The sequence below is a fragment of the Plantibacter sp. H53 genome (assembly GCF_001650455.1).
GTDB lineage: Bacteria > Actinomycetota > Actinomycetes > Actinomycetales > Microbacteriaceae > Plantibacter > Plantibacter flavus_A.
Genome location: NZ_LWCT01000012.1, coordinates 36,112 through 54,673, shown reverse-complemented (window position 1 = coordinate 54,673; position 18,562 = coordinate 36,112). Strand labels below are relative to the sequence as shown.

General features: G+C 68.7%; 21 protein-coding genes and 2 tRNA genes. 10 read left to right on the top strand and 13 right to left on the bottom strand.

Going from position 1 to position 18,562, the window contains the following annotated elements; all coding sequences use genetic code 11:
• The first annotated feature begins 17 nt into the window (after positions 1–17).
• From A4X17_RS08015 to A4X17_RS07995, 5 genes are all read left to right on the top strand, one after another.
• Positions 18–1,307: a sensor histidine kinase gene (locus A4X17_RS08015; RefSeq protein WP_157583393.1), complete on the top strand. Its 1,290-nt coding sequence runs from the start codon at positions 18–20 to the stop codon at positions 1,305–1,307.
• Positions 1,304–1,978: a response regulator transcription factor gene (locus tag A4X17_RS08010; RefSeq protein ID WP_064295144.1), complete on the top strand. Its 675-nt coding sequence runs from the start codon at positions 1,304–1,306 to the stop codon at positions 1,976–1,978. The genes A4X17_RS08015 and A4X17_RS08010 overlap by 4 nt, the downstream gene beginning before the upstream one ends.
• An 81-nt stretch (positions 1,979–2,059) precedes the next feature.
• A complete protein-coding gene (locus A4X17_RS08005) occupies positions 2,060–3,067 on the top strand; it encodes a mechanosensitive ion channel family protein (RefSeq protein WP_064295143.1) in 1,008 nt (335 codons plus the stop codon).
• Entirely contained in the window at positions 3,064–3,492 is a 429-nt protein-coding gene (locus A4X17_RS08000; RefSeq protein ID WP_064295142.1) for a globin, read from the top strand. The genes A4X17_RS08005 and A4X17_RS08000 overlap by 4 nt, the downstream gene beginning before the upstream one ends.
• A 55-nt stretch (positions 3,493–3,547) precedes the next feature.
• Positions 3,548–5,230 carry an FAD-binding dehydrogenase gene (locus tag A4X17_RS07995; RefSeq protein WP_064295141.1) on the top strand — a complete coding sequence of 561 codons (1,683 nt, stop codon included), beginning with the start codon at positions 3,548–3,550 and terminating at the stop codon, positions 5,228–5,230.
• A 3-nt stretch (positions 5,231–5,233) separates the two neighbouring features.
• On the opposite strand, the gene A4X17_RS07990 is transcribed toward A4X17_RS07995, so the two are convergent.
• On the bottom strand, positions 5,234–5,914 hold the full coding sequence (locus A4X17_RS07990; RefSeq protein WP_064295140.1) for a hypothetical protein: 681 nt from the start codon (positions 5,912–5,914) through the stop codon (positions 5,234–5,236).
• A 125-nt stretch (positions 5,915–6,039) separates the two neighbouring features.
• On the opposite strand from A4X17_RS07990, the gene A4X17_RS07985 reads away from it, so the two are divergent.
• On the top strand, positions 6,040–6,912 hold the full coding sequence (locus tag A4X17_RS07985; protein WP_064295139.1) for an acyl-CoA thioesterase II: 873 nt from the start codon (positions 6,040–6,042) through the stop codon (positions 6,910–6,912).
• Positions 6,913–6,922: 10 nt separating this feature from the next.
• Here A4X17_RS07985 and A4X17_RS07980 read toward each other — a convergent pair whose 3' ends face one another.
• From A4X17_RS07980 to A4X17_RS07960, 5 genes are all read right to left on the bottom strand, one after another.
• Positions 6,923–7,396 (bottom strand): thioesterase family protein, encoded by a 474-nt coding sequence (locus tag A4X17_RS07980; protein WP_064295138.1) that lies wholly within the window; start codon positions 7,394–7,396, stop codon positions 6,923–6,925.
• Between the two features lie 87 nt (positions 7,397–7,483).
• Positions 7,484–9,166, bottom strand: a complete 1,683-nt coding sequence (gene ettA, locus A4X17_RS07975) for an energy-dependent translational throttle protein EttA (RefSeq protein ID WP_064295137.1) — start codon at positions 9,164–9,166, stop codon at positions 7,484–7,486.
• Positions 9,167–9,179: 13 nt separating this feature from the next.
• Entirely contained in the window at positions 9,180–10,625 is a 1,446-nt protein-coding gene (locus A4X17_RS07970) for an amino acid permease (protein WP_082916015.1), read from the bottom strand.
• Positions 10,626–10,730: 105 nt separating this feature from the next.
• Positions 10,731–11,255, bottom strand: coding sequence for a hypothetical protein (locus tag A4X17_RS07965; protein WP_231884329.1), 525 nt, complete (start codon positions 11,253–11,255; stop codon positions 10,731–10,733).
• A gap of 22 nt (positions 11,256–11,277) precedes the next feature.
• Entirely contained in the window at positions 11,278–11,730 is a 453-nt protein-coding gene (locus tag A4X17_RS07960) for a single-stranded DNA-binding protein (RefSeq protein WP_064295163.1), read from the bottom strand.
• Positions 11,731–12,012: 282 nt separating this feature from the next.
• Here A4X17_RS07960 and A4X17_RS07955 point away from each other — a divergent pair, with 282 nt between their 5' ends.
• Positions 12,013–12,213, top strand: coding sequence for a hypothetical protein (locus A4X17_RS07955; RefSeq protein WP_064295136.1), 201 nt, complete (start codon positions 12,013–12,015; stop codon positions 12,211–12,213).
• A gap of 79 nt (positions 12,214–12,292) precedes the next feature.
• Complete coding sequence (locus A4X17_RS07950; RefSeq protein ID WP_121290279.1) at positions 12,293–13,009, top strand: hypothetical protein; 717 nt, start codon at positions 12,293–12,295, stop codon at positions 13,007–13,009.
• 68 nt (positions 13,010–13,077) lie between these two features.
• Here A4X17_RS07950 and nadE read toward each other — a convergent pair whose 3' ends face one another.
• The 4 genes from nadE to orn form a co-directional block, all read right to left on the bottom strand.
• A complete protein-coding gene (gene nadE, locus A4X17_RS07945; RefSeq protein WP_064295134.1) occupies positions 13,078–13,899 on the bottom strand; it encodes an ammonia-dependent NAD(+) synthetase in 822 nt (273 codons plus the stop codon).
• A 91-nt stretch (positions 13,900–13,990) separates the two neighbouring features.
• A complete protein-coding gene (locus A4X17_RS07940) occupies positions 13,991–14,341 on the bottom strand; it encodes a metallopeptidase family protein (RefSeq protein ID WP_064295133.1) in 351 nt (116 codons plus the stop codon).
• Between the two features lie 55 nt (positions 14,342–14,396).
• A tRNA-His gene (locus A4X17_RS07935) sits at positions 14,397–14,472 on the bottom strand.
• A 50-nt stretch (positions 14,473–14,522) separates the two neighbouring features.
• Complete coding sequence (gene orn, locus A4X17_RS07930) at positions 14,523–15,143, bottom strand: oligoribonuclease (protein ID WP_064295132.1); 621 nt, start codon at positions 15,141–15,143, stop codon at positions 14,523–14,525.
• A gap of 52 nt (positions 15,144–15,195) precedes the next feature.
• Between orn and A4X17_RS07925 the strand changes: the two genes are divergently transcribed.
• Positions 15,196–15,420 carry an SCO4848 family membrane protein gene (locus A4X17_RS07925; RefSeq protein WP_064295131.1) on the top strand — a complete coding sequence of 75 codons (225 nt, stop codon included), beginning with the start codon at positions 15,196–15,198 and terminating at the stop codon, positions 15,418–15,420.
• Between the two features lie 30 nt (positions 15,421–15,450).
• Positions 15,451–15,523: transfer RNA gene (locus A4X17_RS07920), tRNA-Arg, on the top strand.
• Between the two features lie 247 nt (positions 15,524–15,770).
• Here the strand turns inward: A4X17_RS07920 and A4X17_RS07915 are convergent.
• From A4X17_RS07915 to A4X17_RS07905, 3 genes are read right to left on the bottom strand one after another with little or no spacing between them, the layout of a single operon-like run.
• Positions 15,771–16,343, bottom strand: coding sequence for a hypothetical protein (locus A4X17_RS07915; RefSeq protein ID WP_064295130.1), 573 nt, complete (start codon positions 16,341–16,343; stop codon positions 15,771–15,773).
• Positions 16,340–17,140, bottom strand: a complete 801-nt coding sequence (locus A4X17_RS07910; protein ID WP_064295129.1) for an energy-coupling factor transporter transmembrane protein EcfT — start codon at positions 17,138–17,140, stop codon at positions 16,340–16,342. The genes A4X17_RS07915 and A4X17_RS07910 overlap by 4 nt, the downstream gene beginning before the upstream one ends.
• Positions 17,137–18,534 carry an ABC transporter ATP-binding protein gene (locus A4X17_RS07905; protein WP_231884328.1) on the bottom strand — a complete coding sequence of 466 codons (1,398 nt, stop codon included), beginning with the start codon at positions 18,532–18,534 and terminating at the stop codon, positions 17,137–17,139. The genes A4X17_RS07910 and A4X17_RS07905 overlap by 4 nt, the downstream gene beginning before the upstream one ends.
• Positions 18,535–18,562: the final 28 nt, after the last annotated feature.

Below are 18,562 nucleotides of genomic sequence, written 5' to 3'. Positions count from 1 at the left end.
TCAGGGTCGTCCTCGTCGTGACCACTCGGAAGCCCTCCTCCGCCCCGGACCGGGCCGCGACGGAAGCCGCACTGATGCTCCCGCGCCCGCCCGGGGTCGTCCGACGCTGGTGGTCGAGGCATCCGTGGACCGCCGACTCGCTCATCGCCGCCGGGTACCTGCTCGTCGCGCTCTCGGTCAGCACCGTCGAGTGGTTCGACGTCGACCTGGCGGCCCAGCCCGGTCGCATCGCCCTCGCCGTCGCGATCGTGGGCGTCACGACGCTCGCCGTCCTGCTCAGGCGACGGCGTCCGCTCGCGATGGCCGTGCTCGTCATCGTCGTCGGGCTCGTCTCGGTCGCGCAGACGGTGGGCGTCGACGCGTTCGCGGTGCCGATCCTGCTGTACTCCGTGGCCGTGTACCGGACCGTCGCACTGGGCTGGCAGGCCTTCGCCGCCGCCGCGATCGTCGCCGTCCTCGCACCCTTCCTGCCCTGGGCCGCGCCACACGCACCGGGAGAGCCGCAGCAGACCATCATCTCGGTCGTCCTCTTCGCGCTCTTCGGGCTGCTGATCGGGATCAACGTCGGCAATCGCAAACGGTACGTCGAAGCCCTCGTCGATCGGGCGGCGCAGCTGGCCCGCGAGCGCGACCAGCAGGCCCAGCTCGCCGCCGTCGCCGAGCGGACCCGCATCGCCCGCGAGATGCACGACATCGTCTCCCACAGTCTCACCGTCATCGTCGCACTGAGCGAGGGGGCCCTGGCGACGAAGGACCCGACGGCGTCCCGATCCGCCATGACCGCTGTCACCGACGCCGCCCGGAGCTCCCTCGTCGACATGCGACGCATGCTGGGGGTCCTCCGTGAGACGGGCAGCGCGCCCCTCGCTCCGCAACCCGACGCCGCGTCGATCCCCGCGCTCGTCGAGACCTTCCGCGGACTCGGTCTGCCGGTCGCCCTCACCGCCTCCGGGCCGTCGACGGACGACCCGTCGATCCTGCTCGCCGTGCACCGCATCACGCAGGAGGCCCTCACGAACGCGCTGCGGTACTCGGAGCGGCCGAAGCGCGTCGACGTCGTCATCACCACCGACGACGAGCACCTCGAGCTCATCGTCGAGAACGACGGGTCCATTCCGGACGCGCCGTCGCTCGGCGCGGGCCAGGGCTTGCTGGGCCTCCGCGAACGCGTCGCGTTCCAAGGGGGTCAGGTCACCGCCGGAGCCGTCGGGGATTCACTGTGGCGCGTCCATGCCGTCCTGCCACTGGAACCACGTCCGACGAGAACGGCTCCGCCGACCACCGAACCACGAGGAACCACACCATGACCGATCCCGTCCGCATCCTGCTCGTCGACGACCAACAGCTCATCCGGCTCGGATTCGGTCTCGTGCTCGGCGCGGAGGACGATCTGGACGTGGTCGGTGAGGCTTCGAACGGCGCCGAGGCGATCCTCCTCGCCGCCACCCTGCGGCCGGACGTGATACTCATGGACGTCCGGATGCCGGGACTCGACGGGATCGAGGCGACCAGGAGGATCGTCGCCGCGAACCCGGACAGTCGCATCATCATCCTGACGACCTTCGACCTCGACGAGTACGCCTTCGGAGCGCTGCGGGCCGGCGCGAGCGGCTTCCTGCTGAAGGACGCCCTGCCGAACGAGCTGACGTCCGCGATCCGTGCGGTCCACGCCGGCGACGCCGCCGTCTCGACCCGCATCACGAAGCGGATGCTCGAACTCTTCGCGACGGCCCTCCCCGGCACGCCCGCGGCCGCCGAGGACGGCTCGGCCGCAGAACTCGCCGAGCTGACACCGCGGGAGCACGACATCCTCGTCGCCATGGCGGAGGGGCTGAGCAACGCGGAGATCGCCGCCCACTTCGTCCTCTCCGAGTCGACGGTTAAGACACACGTCGGTCGCGTGCTCATGAAGCTGCAGCTGCGCGACCGCGTGCAGGCCGTCATCTTCGCCTACAAGCACGGACTCGTGCGTCCATGACCGTCCACGCAGGCACCGTCCGGCTCGCACTCGGGCGGTTCACACGGTTCACTCCGGGTCGCTCGATACACTGGGGCCCATATGAACTGGGATGAGATCTGGCCTGACGTGACCGCCTTCCTCTGGACGGCGGGGTGGAAGATCATCGGCGTGGTGATCGTGATCGGCCTGGCGTTCGCCGCCGCATGGGTGCTCCGATTCGTCATCCGACGCGTCGTCGGCCGCATCGTGAGCGGCGTCAAGAAGAGCGCCGATGTCACCGACACGCAATCGCTGCTCGCCTCGCCGCTGGCCGCCGTCCGACTCGTCCAACGCACACGGACCCTCGGCACCGTGCTCAGCAACATCGTCAACGTCACCATCGTCATCGTCGCGGCCATCCTCGTCGTCAACGTCATCGACTCGAGCATCATCGGCTCCTTCGCCCTGCTGACGGCAGCGGTCGGCGCCGGTCTCGGTTTCGGCGCGCAGAACATCGTCAAGGACATCCTCAACGGCCTGTTCATGGTGGTCGAGGACCAACTGGGCGTGGGCGACGTGGTCGACCTCGGGCCCGCCACCGGCGTCGTCGAGACCGTCGGCATCCGGATCACCCAGGTACGCGACGTCAACGGCACGCTCTGGTTCGTCCGCAACGGCGAGATCCTGCGGGTCGGCAACATGTCGCAGGGCTGGTCGCGGGTCATCATCGACCTGGCGATCCCGTACGACACCGACTTCGAGGCCGTCCAGGAGCGCATGCTCGACACGGCGAACGAACTCGCCCACGACCCCAAGTGGCGCTCCCGCATCCTTGAGAAGCCCGAACTGTGGGGTCTCGAGTCGATCTCGGGCGACGCCCTCGTCATCCGCCTCGTCATCAAGACGCGCACGAGTGCCAAGGACGATGTGGCTCGCGAACTGCGGATGCGGTTGAAGCGGGCCGTCGACGAGATGGACGTCAAACTGCCGTCGCTCAACAGCATCGTCCTCTCGGGTTTTGAGGGTGCCGCAAGCGTGACCGGTTCGCGTCCCCCGCGCACCCACCCGACCACGGTGGTCCCGCCACGGGCGCCGAAGACCAAGCGACCCCCGAGAGGGCAGCAGTGACCGACTCCCAGGCACCAGGCACGTCCTTCTACGAGCAGGTCGGCGGACACGCCACCTTCAAGGCCCTCGTGGACGAGTTCTACCGCGGTGTGGCCGGCGACCCCGTCCTGAAACCGATGTACCCCGAAGAGGACCTCGGTCCGGCGGCCGACCGGCTGATGCTCTTCCTCGAGCAGTACTGGGGTGGGCCCGGCACCTACAGTGCCAAACGCGGCCATCCGCGTCTCCGGCTGCGGCACCAGCCCTTCCACGTGAACCCCGACGCTCGCGACCGCTGGCTGCTGCACATGCGCGCCGCCGTCGACAGCCTCGACCTCGCGCCGGTGCACGAGGCGACGCTCTGGGACTACCTCGAGCGGGCAGCCCACGCCATGGTCAACACCTTCGACGAGGATCCAGGGGCACCGCGCCGCAGTCTCCTCTGATTCCGGCCGCGCGGTCGTAGGATCGGACGCACGTCCGTGCCGAAGGAGTCAACAGATGCCAGCAGCCGTCCCTCCCAATCCGTCCGCCGATCGAACCGAGGCCGACGCGATCGTGATCGGCAGCGGGCTGGCCGGGCTCGTCGCCGCCGCAGAGCTCATCGATGCCGGCAAGCGGGTCATCCTGCTCGAACAGGAGCCGGAGTCGAACCTCGGTGGCCAGGCGCACTGGTCGTTCGGCGGCCTGTTCCTGGTCGACTCCCCCGAGCAGCGCCACCTCGGCGTCCGTGATTCACTCGAGCTCGCGACCCAGGACTGGTTCGGCGCAGCAGCGTTCGACCGTCCCGAGGACCACTGGCCCAAGCGCTGGGCAGAGGCGTACCTCGATTTCGCCGCGGGCGAGAAGCGCGCCTGGCTCCACGACCAGGGCGTGCGGTTCTTCCCGGTCGTCGGCTGGGCGGAACGGGGCGGTTACGGCGCCATCGGCCACGGCAACTCCGTTCCCCGCTTCCACATCACCTGGGGCACCGGACCCGGTGTCGTCGCGCCCTTCGTCCGACGGGTGGGCGCCGGCGTCGAGGACGGCACGGTGTCGGCGCATTTCCGGCACCGCGTGGACGAGCTGCTCACCGAGGACGGCGCGGTCGTCGGCGTGCGCGGCTCCGTGCTCGCCCCGTCGCATGCCGAGCGCGGTGCTCCGAGCACGCGTGAGGTCGTCGGCGAGTTCTCGTGCAGGGCGCCCGCGGTGCTCGTCGCGAGCGGTGGCATCGGAGGGAACCACGACCTCGTCCGCGAACAGTGGCCGGCCCGGCTCGGGACGCCGCCGACGACCATGCTCTCCGGTGTCCCTGCGCACGTCGACGGACGCATGCTGGCGATCAGCGAGCGCGCGGGCGGGCATCTCATCAACGGCGACCGGATGTGGCACTACGTCGAAGGCATCACCAACTGGGATCCGATCTGGCCGCAGCACGGCATCAGGATCCTGCCGGGGCCGTCGTCGCTCTGGTTCGACGCGACCGGGAAGCGGCTCCCGGTGCCGCTCTTCCCGGGCTTCGACACGCTCGGTACCCTCGCGCACCTGCGTGCCACCGGCCACGACCACAGCTGGTTCGTGCTGACCCAGCGGATCATCGAGAAGGAGTTCGCGCTGTCGGGGAGCGAGCAGAACCCCGACCTCACCGGGAAGGACCTCGGGCTGCTCGCGAAGCGCATCGGTCCGGGAGCGCCCGGCCCCGTCGAGGCGTTCAAGGAACACGGCGCTGACTTCGTCGTCGCAGACACGCTCACCGAGCTGGTCGCCGGCATGCAGGAGCTGAGCCCGGAGACGCCCATCGATGCGGCGAACGTCATCGCCGAGGTGGAGGCCCGCGATCGCGAGATCGACAACCCGTTCACGAAGGACCTGCAGATCACGGCGCTCCGCGGCGCCCGCTCCTACCGGGGCGACAAACTCATCCGCGTCGCCGCGCCGCATCGGCTCCTCGATCCGAAGGCCGGACCGCTCATCGCGGTGAAGCTGCATGTGCTGACCCGCAAGAGCCTCGGTGGGCTCGAGACCGACCTCGCGAGCCGGGTCCTCGGTCCCGACGGGAACCCGGTGCCCGGTCTCTACGCCGCCGGTGAGGCGGCCGGCTTCGGCGGTGGAGGGATCCACGGCTATCGCGCGCTCGAGGGGACCTTCCTCGGCGGCTGTCTGTTCAGCGGTCGGACCGCCGGCCGCGCGATGGCCGCCGGCTGAGGATCAGGACACGGCACCCGCGAGCACATGCCCGCGTCGGGTGCTCAAGCGGACCCATCCGCCTGAGCGGAAGACGGCCGCACGCTCCGGCTCGGCGATGAAGCCGAGGCCCACCGCGGCGAACGCGGCACCGGTCGGGAGTCCGTGGCCGTCGCCGAGGGGCCGGGACCAGACCTGCGACCGCACCTTCTGGACGATCTGATCGCCCACCGCCGTGGGGAGCGTCTCGGCGATCTCCGAGGCCCCGGTCCTGGCGACGAGTTCGAGCTCGATGGTGTCCACGTCGCCCGCGCGTTCCCAGCCGCCACGCGGCGGCGCCTGTCCGACCCACGGAGCCGTCCTCGTGGACGGCGGCAGCTCGAGCGGCACGGTCTCGCGAGCATCCGCGACCAGGTCCTCGGCAGCGACGCCGCCGAGCGTGCGGACGATGCGGTCGATGAGTTCACGCGGGGTCGCGAGGACGTCGGCCGTGGCGGGTTCGGCGAGTGCGAAGGTACGCATCCCGATGATCGTCGGACTCCGGTCGAGCAGACCCTGCGGGTGTAGCACCGGAGCGGAGACCGCCAAGACGTCCCCGGCGGCCAGGAGTCGCACGCCGGAGTCGTCGATCCGGGCGGCGCGTGCGAGGAAGGTGCGGAGGTCGGCGAGCGAGGTGGCGTCGAGGAGCTGCAAGGTGGTGGACATCTCCTCTCAATCTACGCCACCGCCGCGTGCGCTCCGGCACCGCGCCGCCGGGGCCTGGATAGACTCGGCGGGTCGGGTCGGGCATCGACGACCGAGCCTCGACCCCGGATGAAAGGCGTGTTCGCGTGAAGGAACCGATCCACTCCCTGCTGACCGCGCTGGACCTCAGTGCTCCCGGTGTCCGGACCGACGAGGACATCTTCACCGGTCCGTCGCAATGGATGCCACAGGGGCGGGTCTTCGGTGGTCAGGTGCTCGCCCAGTCCGTCGTCGCCGCGACCCGGACCGTCGACGCCGAGCGCATCATCCACTCGATGCACGGGTACTTCCTCCGACCGGGCGACGTCGACCTGCCGATCACCTTCGCGGTCGACCGCATCCACGATGGACGCTCGTTCGCCACCAGGCGCACCCAGGCCTACCAGAACGGGGTGCCGATCCTCTCGATGATCTCGTCCTTCCAGACCCAGGACGAGGGTCCGGAGCATCAGATCGAGCTGCCCGACGGGATCCCGGACCCGGAGACGCTCCCGTCAGCCGCCGAGCTCCTCAGCGGGATCGACCACCCGGCGGCCGAGGCGTGGGCGACGGGACGCCCCTTCGACCTCCGACACGTCGGCTCCCCCGTCTACCTCCGGGTGGAGGGCGAGCGGACCACCCGGCAAGCGGTGTGGTTCAAGACGATCGAAGACCTGCCCGACGACCCGGCGCTGCACCGTGCCGCGCTCGCCTACGCGAGTGACTACACGATCCTGGAGCCGGTGCTCCGTCGTCACGGCGTTCCGTGGGCCACGCCCGGCATCAAGATCGCCAGTCTCGACCACGCCATGTGGTGGCACCGTCCCGCGCGCGTGGACGAATGGCTGCTCTACCTGCAGGATTCCCCGAGCGCCACCGGCGGAAGAGGTCTGTCCCTCGGGCGCATCTACGATCGGGCGGGTCGCCTCGTCGCGAGCGTCGCCCAGGAGGGCATGGTGCGATTCCCGAAACCTCGGTGACCGGGGTCGCTCAGCGTCGCGAGAACTCGATCGGATCCTCGAGGAACGGCTCCCATGCGGCACGTTCGACGTCCGAGATCCGGCGCGGCTTGAGGGTCTTGGCGTCCACCATGACGACCGTCGTCGACGCTCGGGCGTACAGCGTCTGCGATGCCCCGCCCAGCGGCGAGTACACCTCGTACGCGACCTGCAGGCTGGCCCCGCCGATCTTGCCCATCCAGAGCTGGACGTCGAGCGGATCGCGCTGGTACGGGATCGGGGCCAGGTACTCGATCTCCTGGTGCGCCACGAGCGTCAGCGTCTCGGCCTCGAGGCTCGCGTCGATGACCGCGGTCGGCGGCACGTCCTCCGACGCCAACGTCGGGATCCAGAAGACGCGGACACGCGCCTCCTCCAGCAGCTTGAGCATCGAAGCGTTGTTGACGTGGTTGAAGGCGTCGAGGTCGCCCCACCGCAGTGGGATCGGCACGTGGAGTCTGGTCATTGCTGGGCCCTCCGTGGGTCGGGGACGTACGGGTCGTGAACGGACGACGGCCCACCGGCAGAAGCCGATGGGCCGTTCGCACGAGTCCTAGTCGCGCGTGAGCTTGCGGTACGCGGAGCGGTGCGGCTTGGCCGCGTCCGGTCCGAGGCGCTTGATCTTGTCTTCTTCGTAGGACTCGAAGTTGCCCTCGAACCAGTGCCAGTTCGACGGGTTCTCCTCGGTACCCTCGTACGCCAGGATGTGCGTCGCGATGCGGTCGAGGAACCACCGGTCGTGGGTGATGACCACGGCACAACCCGGGAACTCGAGGAGTGCGTTCTCGAGGCTCGAGAGCGTCTCGACGTCGAGGTCGTTGGTCGGTTCGTCGAGCAGCAGGAGGTTGCCGCCCTGCTTGAGCGTCAGCGCGAGGTTCAGGCGGTTGCGCTCACCACCGGAGAGGACACCCGCCTTCTTCTGCTGGTCCGGGCCCTTGAATCCGAACGTCGACACGTAGGCGCGGGACGGGATCTCCTGGTTGCCGACCTGGATGTAGTCGAGCCCCTCGGACACGACCTCCCAGAGCGTCTTGTTGGGGTCGATGCCCCCGCGGGACTGGTCGACATAGGAGAGCTTCACGGTCTCGCCGACCTTGAGCTCGCCGGCGTCGAGCGGCTCGATGCCGACGATGGTCTTGAACAGCGTGGTCTTACCGACACCGTTGGGGCCGATGATGCCGACGATGCCGTTGCGCGGGAGGCTGAAGGAGAGGTCGTTGATGAGGACGCGTCCGTCGAAGCCCTTCTCGAGCTTCTTGGCCTCGAGGACCGTCGAGCCGAGTCGCGGACCGGCGGGGATCTGGATCTCTTCGAAGTCGAGCTTCCTGGTGCGCTCGGCCTCCGTCGCCATCTCCTCGTAGCGAGCGAGACGCGCCTTCGACTTCGCCTGGCGGCCCTTCGCGTTGCTGCGGACCCACTCGAGTTCGCTCGCGAGGCGCTTGGCGAGCTTCGCGTCCTTCTTGCCCTGGACGTTGAGGCGCTCGCCCTTCTTCTCGAGGTAGGTGGAGTAGTTGCCCTCGTAGGGGTACAGGCGACCGCGGTCCACCTCACAGATCCACTCCGCGACGTGGTCGAGGAAGTACCGGTCGTGGGTGACGGCGAGCACGGCGCCCGCGTACTGGGCGAGGTGCTGTTCGAGCCAGAGCACGCTCTCGGCGTCGAGGTGGTTGGTGGGCTCGTCGAGGAGCAGGAGGTCGGGCTTCTGCAGGAGGAGCTTGCAGAGTGCGACACGACGCTTCTCACCACCGGAGAGGTGGGCGACCGTGGCGTCGGACGGCGGGCAGCGCAGGGCGTCCATCGCCTGCTCCAGCTGCGAGTCGAGGTCCCAGGCGTCAGCGGCGTCGATCGCCTCCTGCAGCACGCCCATCTCGGCGAGCAGGGCGTCGAAGTCGGCGTCGGGCTCGGCCATCGCGAGCGAGATCTCGTTGAAGCGGTCGATCTTGCCCTTGATCTCGCCGACGCCCTCCTGGACGTTCTCGAGCACCGTCTTGTCCTCGTCGAGTTCCGGCTCCTGCATGAGGATGCCGACGCTGAAGCCCGGCGTGAGCTTCGCCTCGCCGTTCGAGGGGGTGTCGATCCCCGCCATGATCTTCAGGATCGTGGACTTACCGGCACCGTTCGGGCCGACGACGCCGATCTTCGCTCCGGGCAGGAACGCCATCGTCACGTCGTCGAGGATGAGCTTGTCGCCGACCGCCTTGCGGGCGCGGACCATCGAGTAAATGTATTCAGCCATGTCGCCGTCCAGTCTACGGCCGGACCCGTCGTTTGCGCTGCACGACGACGCCCGCGACGACGGCCGCCGCCGCGATCGCGCAACTCGTCGTCACCTCGAGGAGCCGGGCGGGTCCGCCGAAGAACATCGACACCAGCAGCGCGACGAGCGCGACGACGACCATGACCGTGAGCCACGGGTGTCCCCACATGCGGATCCCGCCGACGCGGTCGCTGCTCTCCGACGCCGAGACCTGGTCGAACCGTCGGCTGCGCAGTTGGGCGATGGCGATCACGATCCACACGAAGATCGCGATCGCGCCGGTGGAGTTGACGAGGAACGTGAAGACCTCGTCCGGTGCGAGGTAGTTCAACAGGACGCATACGAGCCCGACGACGGCCGAGCACAGGATCGCGACCGCCGGCGTGCCGCGTCGCGTCGTCGCGCGGACCGCTCGCGGGGCCTCCCCGCGGCCCCCGAGCGAGAACAGCATGCGCGACGCTGTGTACAGCGACGCGTTGAGCGTCGACAACAGGGCTGTGAAGACGATGATGTCCATCGCCACCCCGGCACCGGGGATCCCGGCGGCGTGCAGCATGGTGACGAAGGGGCTGATCCCCGGCGTGATCTCCGTCCACGGCACCACGATGAGGACGACCAGGATCGAGCCGATGTAGAACAACAGGATCCGCCAGACGACCGAGTTCACCGCTCGCCGGACGGCACCCTTCGGGTCCACCGATTCTCCTGCCGCGATCGTGGCGACCTCGGCACCGAACATCGAGAAGATGATCGGCAGCAGGGCCGCCAGGACGCCGCCGATGCCGAACGGCAGGAAGCCCCCGTCGGTCGGAGCGAGGTTGGCGACGGTCGCCGTCTCGGTCGGGACGACGCCGACGATGATGAGCGATCCGAGCGCGATGAACAGGATCACGGCCGCGATCTTGATCGACGAGAACCAGAACTCGAACTCACCGAAGGACTTCACCGAGACGAGGTTGGCCGCGAGGAACGCGACGGTGATGACGAGCGCCGGGATCCATTGCGGGAGACCGGGCACCCACTGGCTCACGATCTGCGCTGCGGCGGTCGCCTCGATGCCGACGACCACGACCCAGAACCACCAGTAGAGCCATCCGATCGCGAGACCGGCCCAGGGTCCGATGAATCGCGAGGCGTAGGCGGAGAACGACCCGGTCTCGGGCGACGCGGAGGCCATCTCCCCCAGCATGCGCATGACGAGCACCACGACCACGCCGGCCAGGGCGTACGCGAGGATCACGCCGGGCCCCGCTGCGAGGATCGCCGTGCTCGACGCCACGAGGAGCCCGGCGCCGATCATGCCACCGAGGGCGATCAGCGCCAGGTGACGAGGCTTGAGTGTGTGCGCCAGCGCCGCAGGAGCGACGGCGAGACGTCCGTCGGCCAGGAAGACGGCCTCGGTGGCAGGTTCCCCGCCCGGTGATGGGTTGGCGGTCATGCGGGCCCTCGATTCCGGATCGAGCCACCCAGGAGGTGGCGATATCTGAAATGTCAGGTTATGGCATGCTCACAGCTCGCACCAGCCCGGGAGTGGTCAGCGGCTCTACCAGTCGATCGCGCGGGTGACCCCGACGAGGCATCGCCCGGTGTCGAGCTGCGACACCACCGACGAGTGGTATCCCGTCGCCGGCCCGTTCTGCCCGAGGATGCATTGTCCTTGCCACCGGATGGCGAACTGGATCGAGTCGGCCGGCTCGCCGATGCTCGTCGTGTCCGAGGAGACCTCCATCTCCGCCTTCGGGAAGCCGGCGGCGACGAGACCGTCGATGATCGCCTGGCCGCCAGCGGCGGGGTTTGCGGCGAGCGTGGCGGCGTTGACCGCGTCGAAGAACGGCAAGTTGTCGGTGGCGGTGCCCTCGGGGAGCAGCACCGGCGCCGCCGGAGTCGTCTCAGTGGCGGTCGGCGTCTGGCTCGGCGTGGCCGTCGGCTCGGGAGCGGGCTGGGTGCAACCCGTCACGACGATGCCGAGCAGGCCGAGCACCACGCCGGCCCGTACGCCGGCGATCGACGAGCGGCGACGGATCGAGGTGACGGCTGAGGCGGGGCGGTCGCGGAGGCTCTTCTGCACGTCGAGCAGTCTACGTGGCGCGTCAGAACGGCGTGTCCTGCGGCGGCGCCGACGCCCACTCCCCGGTTCCGGATCCGGTCGACTCGGATGCGGCGGACGCCGGACTCGCCCCAGCTCCGACCGGTGACTCGACGGCCCCCTTCGGCTGCCAGCCGATGTCGGGCCCGATGTGATCGGCTTCGATGTCGACCGACGTCCCTCGTCGCTCACCCTGCTCCCAGTCGCGGATCCGCAACCGACCGAGCACGATCACACGTTGTCCTTTGACGATCGATGTGGCGGAGGCGGTCGCCAATCCACGGAAGGCGCTCACCGTGTACCAGTTCGTCTCCTGCGCCACCCAGGAGCCCTGCTTCTGGTCGTACCGACGTTGCTGCGACGCCAGGCGGAAACTGGTGATGTCCAGCCCGGATGTCGTGCGATGGTGCTTGGGGTCTGTCGCGACGTGTCCGCAGACGGTGATCTGGTCGTTCATGGGTTCCTCTCCTGTCGGTTCGTCGATCCTGGCGGTGGATCGCCGAAGCGTCCGGGGCGGGTCCGTGCCGATCGCCACCCCGGACGCACTGCCAGCCTCACCGATCCCGTAGGCCCTGTGTCGAGCCGGGCAACCCTCGTCGATGTCCACAACCGCGCACCTCGCTGTGGAGGACCCTCGTTCCGCCCCGACCAGGGCCGATGTCGGTGGCCCCGCATACGCTGACGAGTACCAGCCGGCAGTCCCCGTCCGGCATCACCCCACCAGCGCAGGAGGAGTCCCATGCCCAACGCCCTGAGCATCCGTCCCGGCTACTGGCGCGTGACGACCCCCGACGGCCGCGTGCTCGGAAACATCGAGGCCGTCGGAGCGGACGGCGTTCCGGAGTACCGGGCCAACCGGTTCCGACCGGCGGTCCTCGGGTACGCCCCATTGGGCAGCTTCAGCGATCTCGCGGTCGCCATCGACGCCTTCCGCAACTGAGCGGCGACCCTCCCGCCGTTCCCGTCGAACCCGGTGCGTCGCCCGTGTTCACGCCCGAACGAGGGGTAGTCTGCGGCCCATGCAGTGGTGGAATGACTTCGTAGAGTGGGTGACCTCAGCTGAGGTCCGCCCCATGCTGTTCGCTGCGGCCCTCTTCATCGTGGCCGTCGTGGTGTCCTCCCTCGTCGCCGCCGGCGCAAGCCGTCGCGCGCTTCGGGCCATCGTGGACCAACGCGATCGAGAGCAGAAGAACGTCGCGATCCTGGCGCTCGTCGACGCCGCCACCGAGGCCAGCGTTTGGAACTCGCTCACCCCTCAGGAGCAGGTGCTCAGTGATCGGGCGGTCGCCCAGGCCGACACGCTCGTGCGACTCAGCCCGATCAAGGGTGCGGCCGTCGCCGCGGACTGGGCGAATCACCAGCTCCACGAGATGAAGCGCAACTCCGCGACGTTCGGGTACGAGTTGGACCCGGTGGTCGAGGACTTCCGCGACCGTCTCGTCGAGTGGTCGAAGAAGCCGGCACGGGCCCGGAAGGACTTCGACGGCGACCTCCGTCGCTGGCGCGCCGAGTCCAGCGGATCGGAACAGGCGCTCGTCGCTGAGCAGGAGTCCTGGGTCGCCAAGCAGCACCACGAGCAGTACGCCGAGGTGAAGCCCGCATCCACCGCGCCGGCTTCACGGCCCGGTGACATCACCCGCTCGACGGGCGGCACGATCAACACCAGCACGACGCAGCGCATCATCGACGACGTCGCGGTCCTGGAAGCCGAACGCAAGCAGTCCAGCGTCAGCTGACCGCGAGACCGACAGACGGCGGCCCGATCAACCGATCGGGCCGCCGTCTTCGTGTCAGGGGTTCGTGGTCAGCGCCACCAGGTGTCGAACTTGCTGACCGGGACCTGGCGCTTGTGCTCCGTCGCCGTATACCGGGCCTCGATCGCTTCGGCGGCCGCCAGATCGATCTCGCTCCCCTCGAGGAAGTCGTCGATCTGCTGGTAGCTGAGTCCGAGATTCTCCTCATCGGTCTGGCCGGGAGTGCCGTCGAGGAGATCGGCGGTCGGTGCCTTCAGGTAGAGCCGTTCCGGAGCGTCGAGCGACTCCAGGAGGGCTCGCCCCTGACGCTTCGTCAGGCCGCTGAGCGGGAGCACGTCGGCTCCGCCGTCGCCGAACTTCGTGAAGAAGCCGGTGACCGCCTCGGCCGCGTGGTCCGTCCCGACGACCAGGAGCCCCTGCTGACCGGCGATCGCGTACTGGGCGACCATCCGTGCCCGGGCCTTCGCGTTGCCCTTGACGAAGTCACTGAGGGGTTCACCGGTCGCATCCGCGTACTCGGCTTCGAACCCGTCGACCGCGCGCTGGATGTTGAACACGACGGAGTCGTCCGGGCGGATGAACGACAACGCCAACTGAGCGTCATCCTCGTCGTGCTGCACGGCGTACGGCAGACGGACGGCGACGAACCGGGCCTCGCCACCCTCGGCTCGGACCTCTTCCGCCGCCAGCTGGCACAGGCGCCCGGCGAGCGAGGAATCCTGCCCCCCGCTGATGCCGAGAACGAACCCCTTCGTGTGCGTCGCCCGCAGGTACGACTTCAGGAAGTCGATCCGGGAACGGACCTCGGCCGCCGGGTCGATCGTGGGGCTGACATGGAGTTCCGCAATGATGCGGGCCTGGATCTCGCGCATGTCCCCAGGCTACTCGCTCGCCGGAGGCGCACCCGGAACTCCGAGGCACTTGCAACACACCGGAAACACGACTCGGTGGGCGAGGCGGATCTCAGGCCCAGCCGAGCTCGTGCAGCCGCTCGTCGTCGATCCCGTAGAAGTGCGCGATCTCGTGGACCAGGGTGGTGTGGATCTCGTCGGCGAGCTCGTCGAGCGTCTCGCATGCCGCCAGATGCGGCTCGCGGTAGACGATGATCCGGTCGGGCATCTCGCCGAAGCCGTAGCGGTCACGCTCCGTCAAGGCGACACCGTCGTACAACCCGAGCGTGTCGAGCGTGCCGTTCTCAGGGCGATCCTCGACGACGAAGACGACATTGTCGAGACCGTCGACCATCTCGTCGGGTAAGCGGTCGAGTTCGTCCACCACGAGGGCTTCGAACGCCTCGGTGTCCAGCTCCAACATGCCCGCTCCCCGGATACGACAGAAGCCGGAGGGATCCTCCGGCTTCTGTACGACATGGGGTGAGTAACGGGGCTTGAACCCGCGACCTCCTGGACCACAACCAGGCGCTCTGCCAACTGAGCTATACCCACCATGCGACCTGCTCCGCGGAGACCGCGTCACAAGCGACTGGATGAGTCTATTACATGTTTGGGGCGTACCGTGACACGACCGCTTCCGAAACCTGCTTCGCGTCGTCGGAGGACGGGCCGGGGAGGTCGACGAACAACGCTCCGCGGTAGTAGGCGAGCTCACGGATCGACTCGAGGATGTCCGCCAGCGCGCGGTGACCGCCGTGCTTCGACGGGGCGTTGAAGTAGACCCGCGGGTACCACCGACGGGCGAGTTCCTTGATCGAGGAGACGTCGACGTTGCGGTAGTGCAGGTGGGCGTCGAGTCGTGGCATGTAGCGCGCGAGGAACCCTCGGTCGGTCCCGATGGTGTTCCCGGCCAGCGGAGCCTTCGACTCGTCGGGGACGAAGCGCTGGATGTACTCGATGACCTGGAACTCCGCGTCCGCGACGCTCACGCCGTTCGGGATCTCCTCGAGCAGCCCCGAGGTGCGGTGCATGTTCGTCACGAACTCACCCATGTTGTCGAGTGCCGACTGATCGGGCTTGATCACGACGGAATAACCCGGGTCGAGGATGTTCAGTTCGAAGTCGGTGATCACGACGGCGATCTCGACGAGTTCGTCGACCTCCAGCTCGAGTCCGGTCATCTCGCAGTCGATCCAGACCAGACGGTCCCCAGCTGTGCTCATGGGTCGAGTCTACTCAGCACGACCGACGCCGCCGGTTCCGTAGACTCGAGCGGTGATCATCGCCATCTCCGTCCTGCTGCTCGTCAACGGTGTCTACAACGTCGTCGTCTGGCCCCGCTTCCTCAAGCGGATCGTCGCCGACCCGCGTGCCCGCGACGATCAGGGACGTGCGACGACGTTCCTGCGCGTGCACGTCATCCTCATCAGCATCGCCCTCGTCCTCGCAGCCCTGTCGCTGGTCTTCGGTGTCCTCGGCCTCCTCGGCGTCGGCGCCTGAGACACCGCTGCGGTATCCTGGACGACGCCCGCCTCCGTAGCTCAGGGGATAGAGCAGGAGCCTTCTAATCTCTTGGTCGCAGGTTCGAATCCTGCCGGGGGCACACCAGAAGCTCTCGCGGACCCTTACTCATCTCTTGGTCGCAGGTTCGAATCCTGCCGGGGGCACCTCACACGACATCGCGGACCCTTCTCATCTCTTGGTCGCAGGTTCGAATCCTGCCGGGGGCACACCCACCCTTCGACAAGCTCAGGGACCGAACCTCAGCCCTGACCCTTCGATGAGCTCAAGGACCGGAACCTCAGCCCCGACCCTTTGACAAGCTCAGGGACCGAGATCGCGGTCGGCCGTCAGACGCGGAGCCAGGAGTTCCAGCGGCCCGCTTCGTCGCGCCTCAGGACATCGAGGACGAGGGATGAGACCTGGCCCGCGGCACCCGTCGCCTCGATTCGGAGACCGGCGTCGAGGTCGGGCCGCTCACGCTCGATGAACGCGTCCTCCTGGAGGGTCCACCCCGCGAGCCAGTCGACGCCGTCACCGCGCCCGATGAGGCGGTCGGTGCGCTGCACCACCGGCGCGTCGAGCCACAGCACCGTGTCGGCGAGCATTCGCGATGTCCGCGACGACGACCCGCAACCCTCGACGATGAGTGGACGGTCGCTCGGTACGAGGTGCGCCTCCGCACGGGCGGACCGTTCCCAGTCCCAGCGCCGCCACTCCCCCGCGCGCCGCTCGGAGAACGGCCTGAGGATCCACTCGACGAGGAGTCGAGCACCCTCGTCGAGCCCCTCCCACCCCGGATACAGGTCGTCCATGTGGACGACCGTGCTGGCCGTCAACGCGGACGCCACCGAGGAGGCGAGCGTCGTCTTCCCCGTGCCCGACCGACCGTCGATGAGCAGGACCGGCGGAACCGCGCTCACTGACCCACGACCCGGAACGTACCGGCGAGGACCGCCGTGGACAGGGCGAGGGCCATGATCACGATCGTCACCAGGACGGCAATGAGATCGGCCCGGCCCAGGCGGGACGGTCTGGCCCAGGTGCGTTCGATCGGTGCCCCGAACCCCCGCGCCTCCATCGCCGTCGCGAGTTTGCTCCCGCGGCGGATGGCGAACACCAGCAGCACGAACGCCATGGACGCGAACCGCCGGACCACTCCCCGGTCCCCCAGCCCACGGGCACGACGGGCGAGCGCGAGACTGCGCCAGTCGTCGATGAAGAGTCCGAGCATCCGCGCTCCAGCGAGGATCCCGAGCACGAACCGCGACGGCAGCTTCGCGATCTGGGACAAGCCGTCGGCCAGATCGGTCGGATCCACCCGCGCGAAGAGCAGGATCGTCGGGAGACCGAGCGCCAACACGCGGATCGTCACGGCGACCGCCAGCTCGATCGAGTTGTCCGTCACGCGGACGAACCCGAGCGACAGGTACTCCGTCCCTCCCGGCTTCGCGTACAACAGCATGCTGATCCCGCCGATGGGCGCGAAGACGAGCACCGGCAGGGCCCGCTTCAGCAACGCGGTGAACCGCAGGCCGGAGAGCGGGAACAGCATCACTTCGAGCAGCACCGCCGTGCTCGCACTCACCCAGTCGATCGTCAGCAACAACGGGACGGACAGGATGAGGACGGCCAGCACCTTCGTCACCGGATTCACCCGATCGAGCGGCGGTCGATGGTGCAGCACCGTCGAGCGCTCCGCTGCCGTGAGGCTCGTCATGCGGCCCGCCTCCGGAGCTCCGGCGGTTCGAGGAGGATGCGATGGTCGCCCAGATGCTCGACGACCCCCGCGTCATGCGTGACGGAGACGATCGTCGCGCCGCGTTCGAGCTCGTGCTGCAGCAGGCGGACGAGTGACAACCACGTGCGTCGATCCTGCCCGAACGTCGGTTCGTCGAGGACCATGACCGCCGGCCGGGCGGCGAGGACGGTGGCCACCGACAACCGGCGCTTCTGACCCCCCGAGAGACTGAACGGGTTCGCCTCGGCGAGACGACCGAGACCGAGCGCATCGAGGATCTCGGAGACCCGCTCGTCGATGGCGGTCCGGGACCAGCGGAGGGCCTGCAGGCCGACACCGAGCTCGTTCCGCACGGTCGATGAGACGAACTGGTGCTCGGGATCCTGGAAGACCGTCCCGATGCGCGCGAGCAATTCGGTCGACTTCCAGCGGATAGGCCGGGATCCCAGCCTGCCGGCGAGCTGCGGAGCGGCGGTCACCGTCCCCGTGATCTCCGGCAGCAGTCCCGCCAGCGTGAGCGCGAGCGTGGACTTCCCCGCGCCGTTGGGGCCGACGATGACGGTCCCCGCGCCTTCGGGCACCGCGAGCCCCAGGTGCTCCTGCACCGGCTGCTTCCGCGTTCGACCGATCGCCAGGTCGTCGGTCGTGATGACCGCCGCTGATGGGCCGGACACCGGACGAGGGGCCAACCCCAGCGGGATGCCCGGCACCCAGACGCCCGCATCGGCCAGGCGCTGCCCGACGTCGTCGAGGACGAGGTCGGGTGGCCCGTCGGCGAGGACACCGCCGTCGGCGTCAAGTACGACGACCCTGGTCATCAGCTCGCGCCAGACGTCGACGCGGTGTTCGATGACGACCAGGGTGGACGAACCGTCATCGACCAGCCGAGCGACGGCGTCCCGCACCTCGGCCACCCCGGCCGGGTCGAGGTTCGCGGTCGGTTCGTCGAGCAGGAGGAGCGAGGGCTGCATGGCGAGTACGCCGGCGAGGGCCAGCCGCTGTTTCTGACCGCCGGACAGCGCCGAGGTCGAGTGGTCCAGCGGCAGGTCCAGTCCGACGGCCTCCAGCGAGGTGTCGACGCGGCGCCAGATCTCCTCGCGCTCGATGCCGAGGTTCTCGCAGCCGAAGGCGACGTCGTCGCCGACCTTGGACAGGATCACCTGCGAGTCGGGATCCTGCAGCACGAGCCCGATGCGACCCCTCGCTCGTTCAGGCGGAACGCCGTCCACGAGGAGCGAGCCGTGGGACTCCCCCTCGTCCGCTCCGCCGAGCACGCCGGCCAGTGCGTGGATCAGCGTCGACTTGCCGGCACCGGACGCCCCCAGCAGGAGGACCCGCTCGCCCGGTTCGATCACGAGGTCGAGGTCGCTCACCGCCCAGGCCTTCCGACCGGCATGCCGC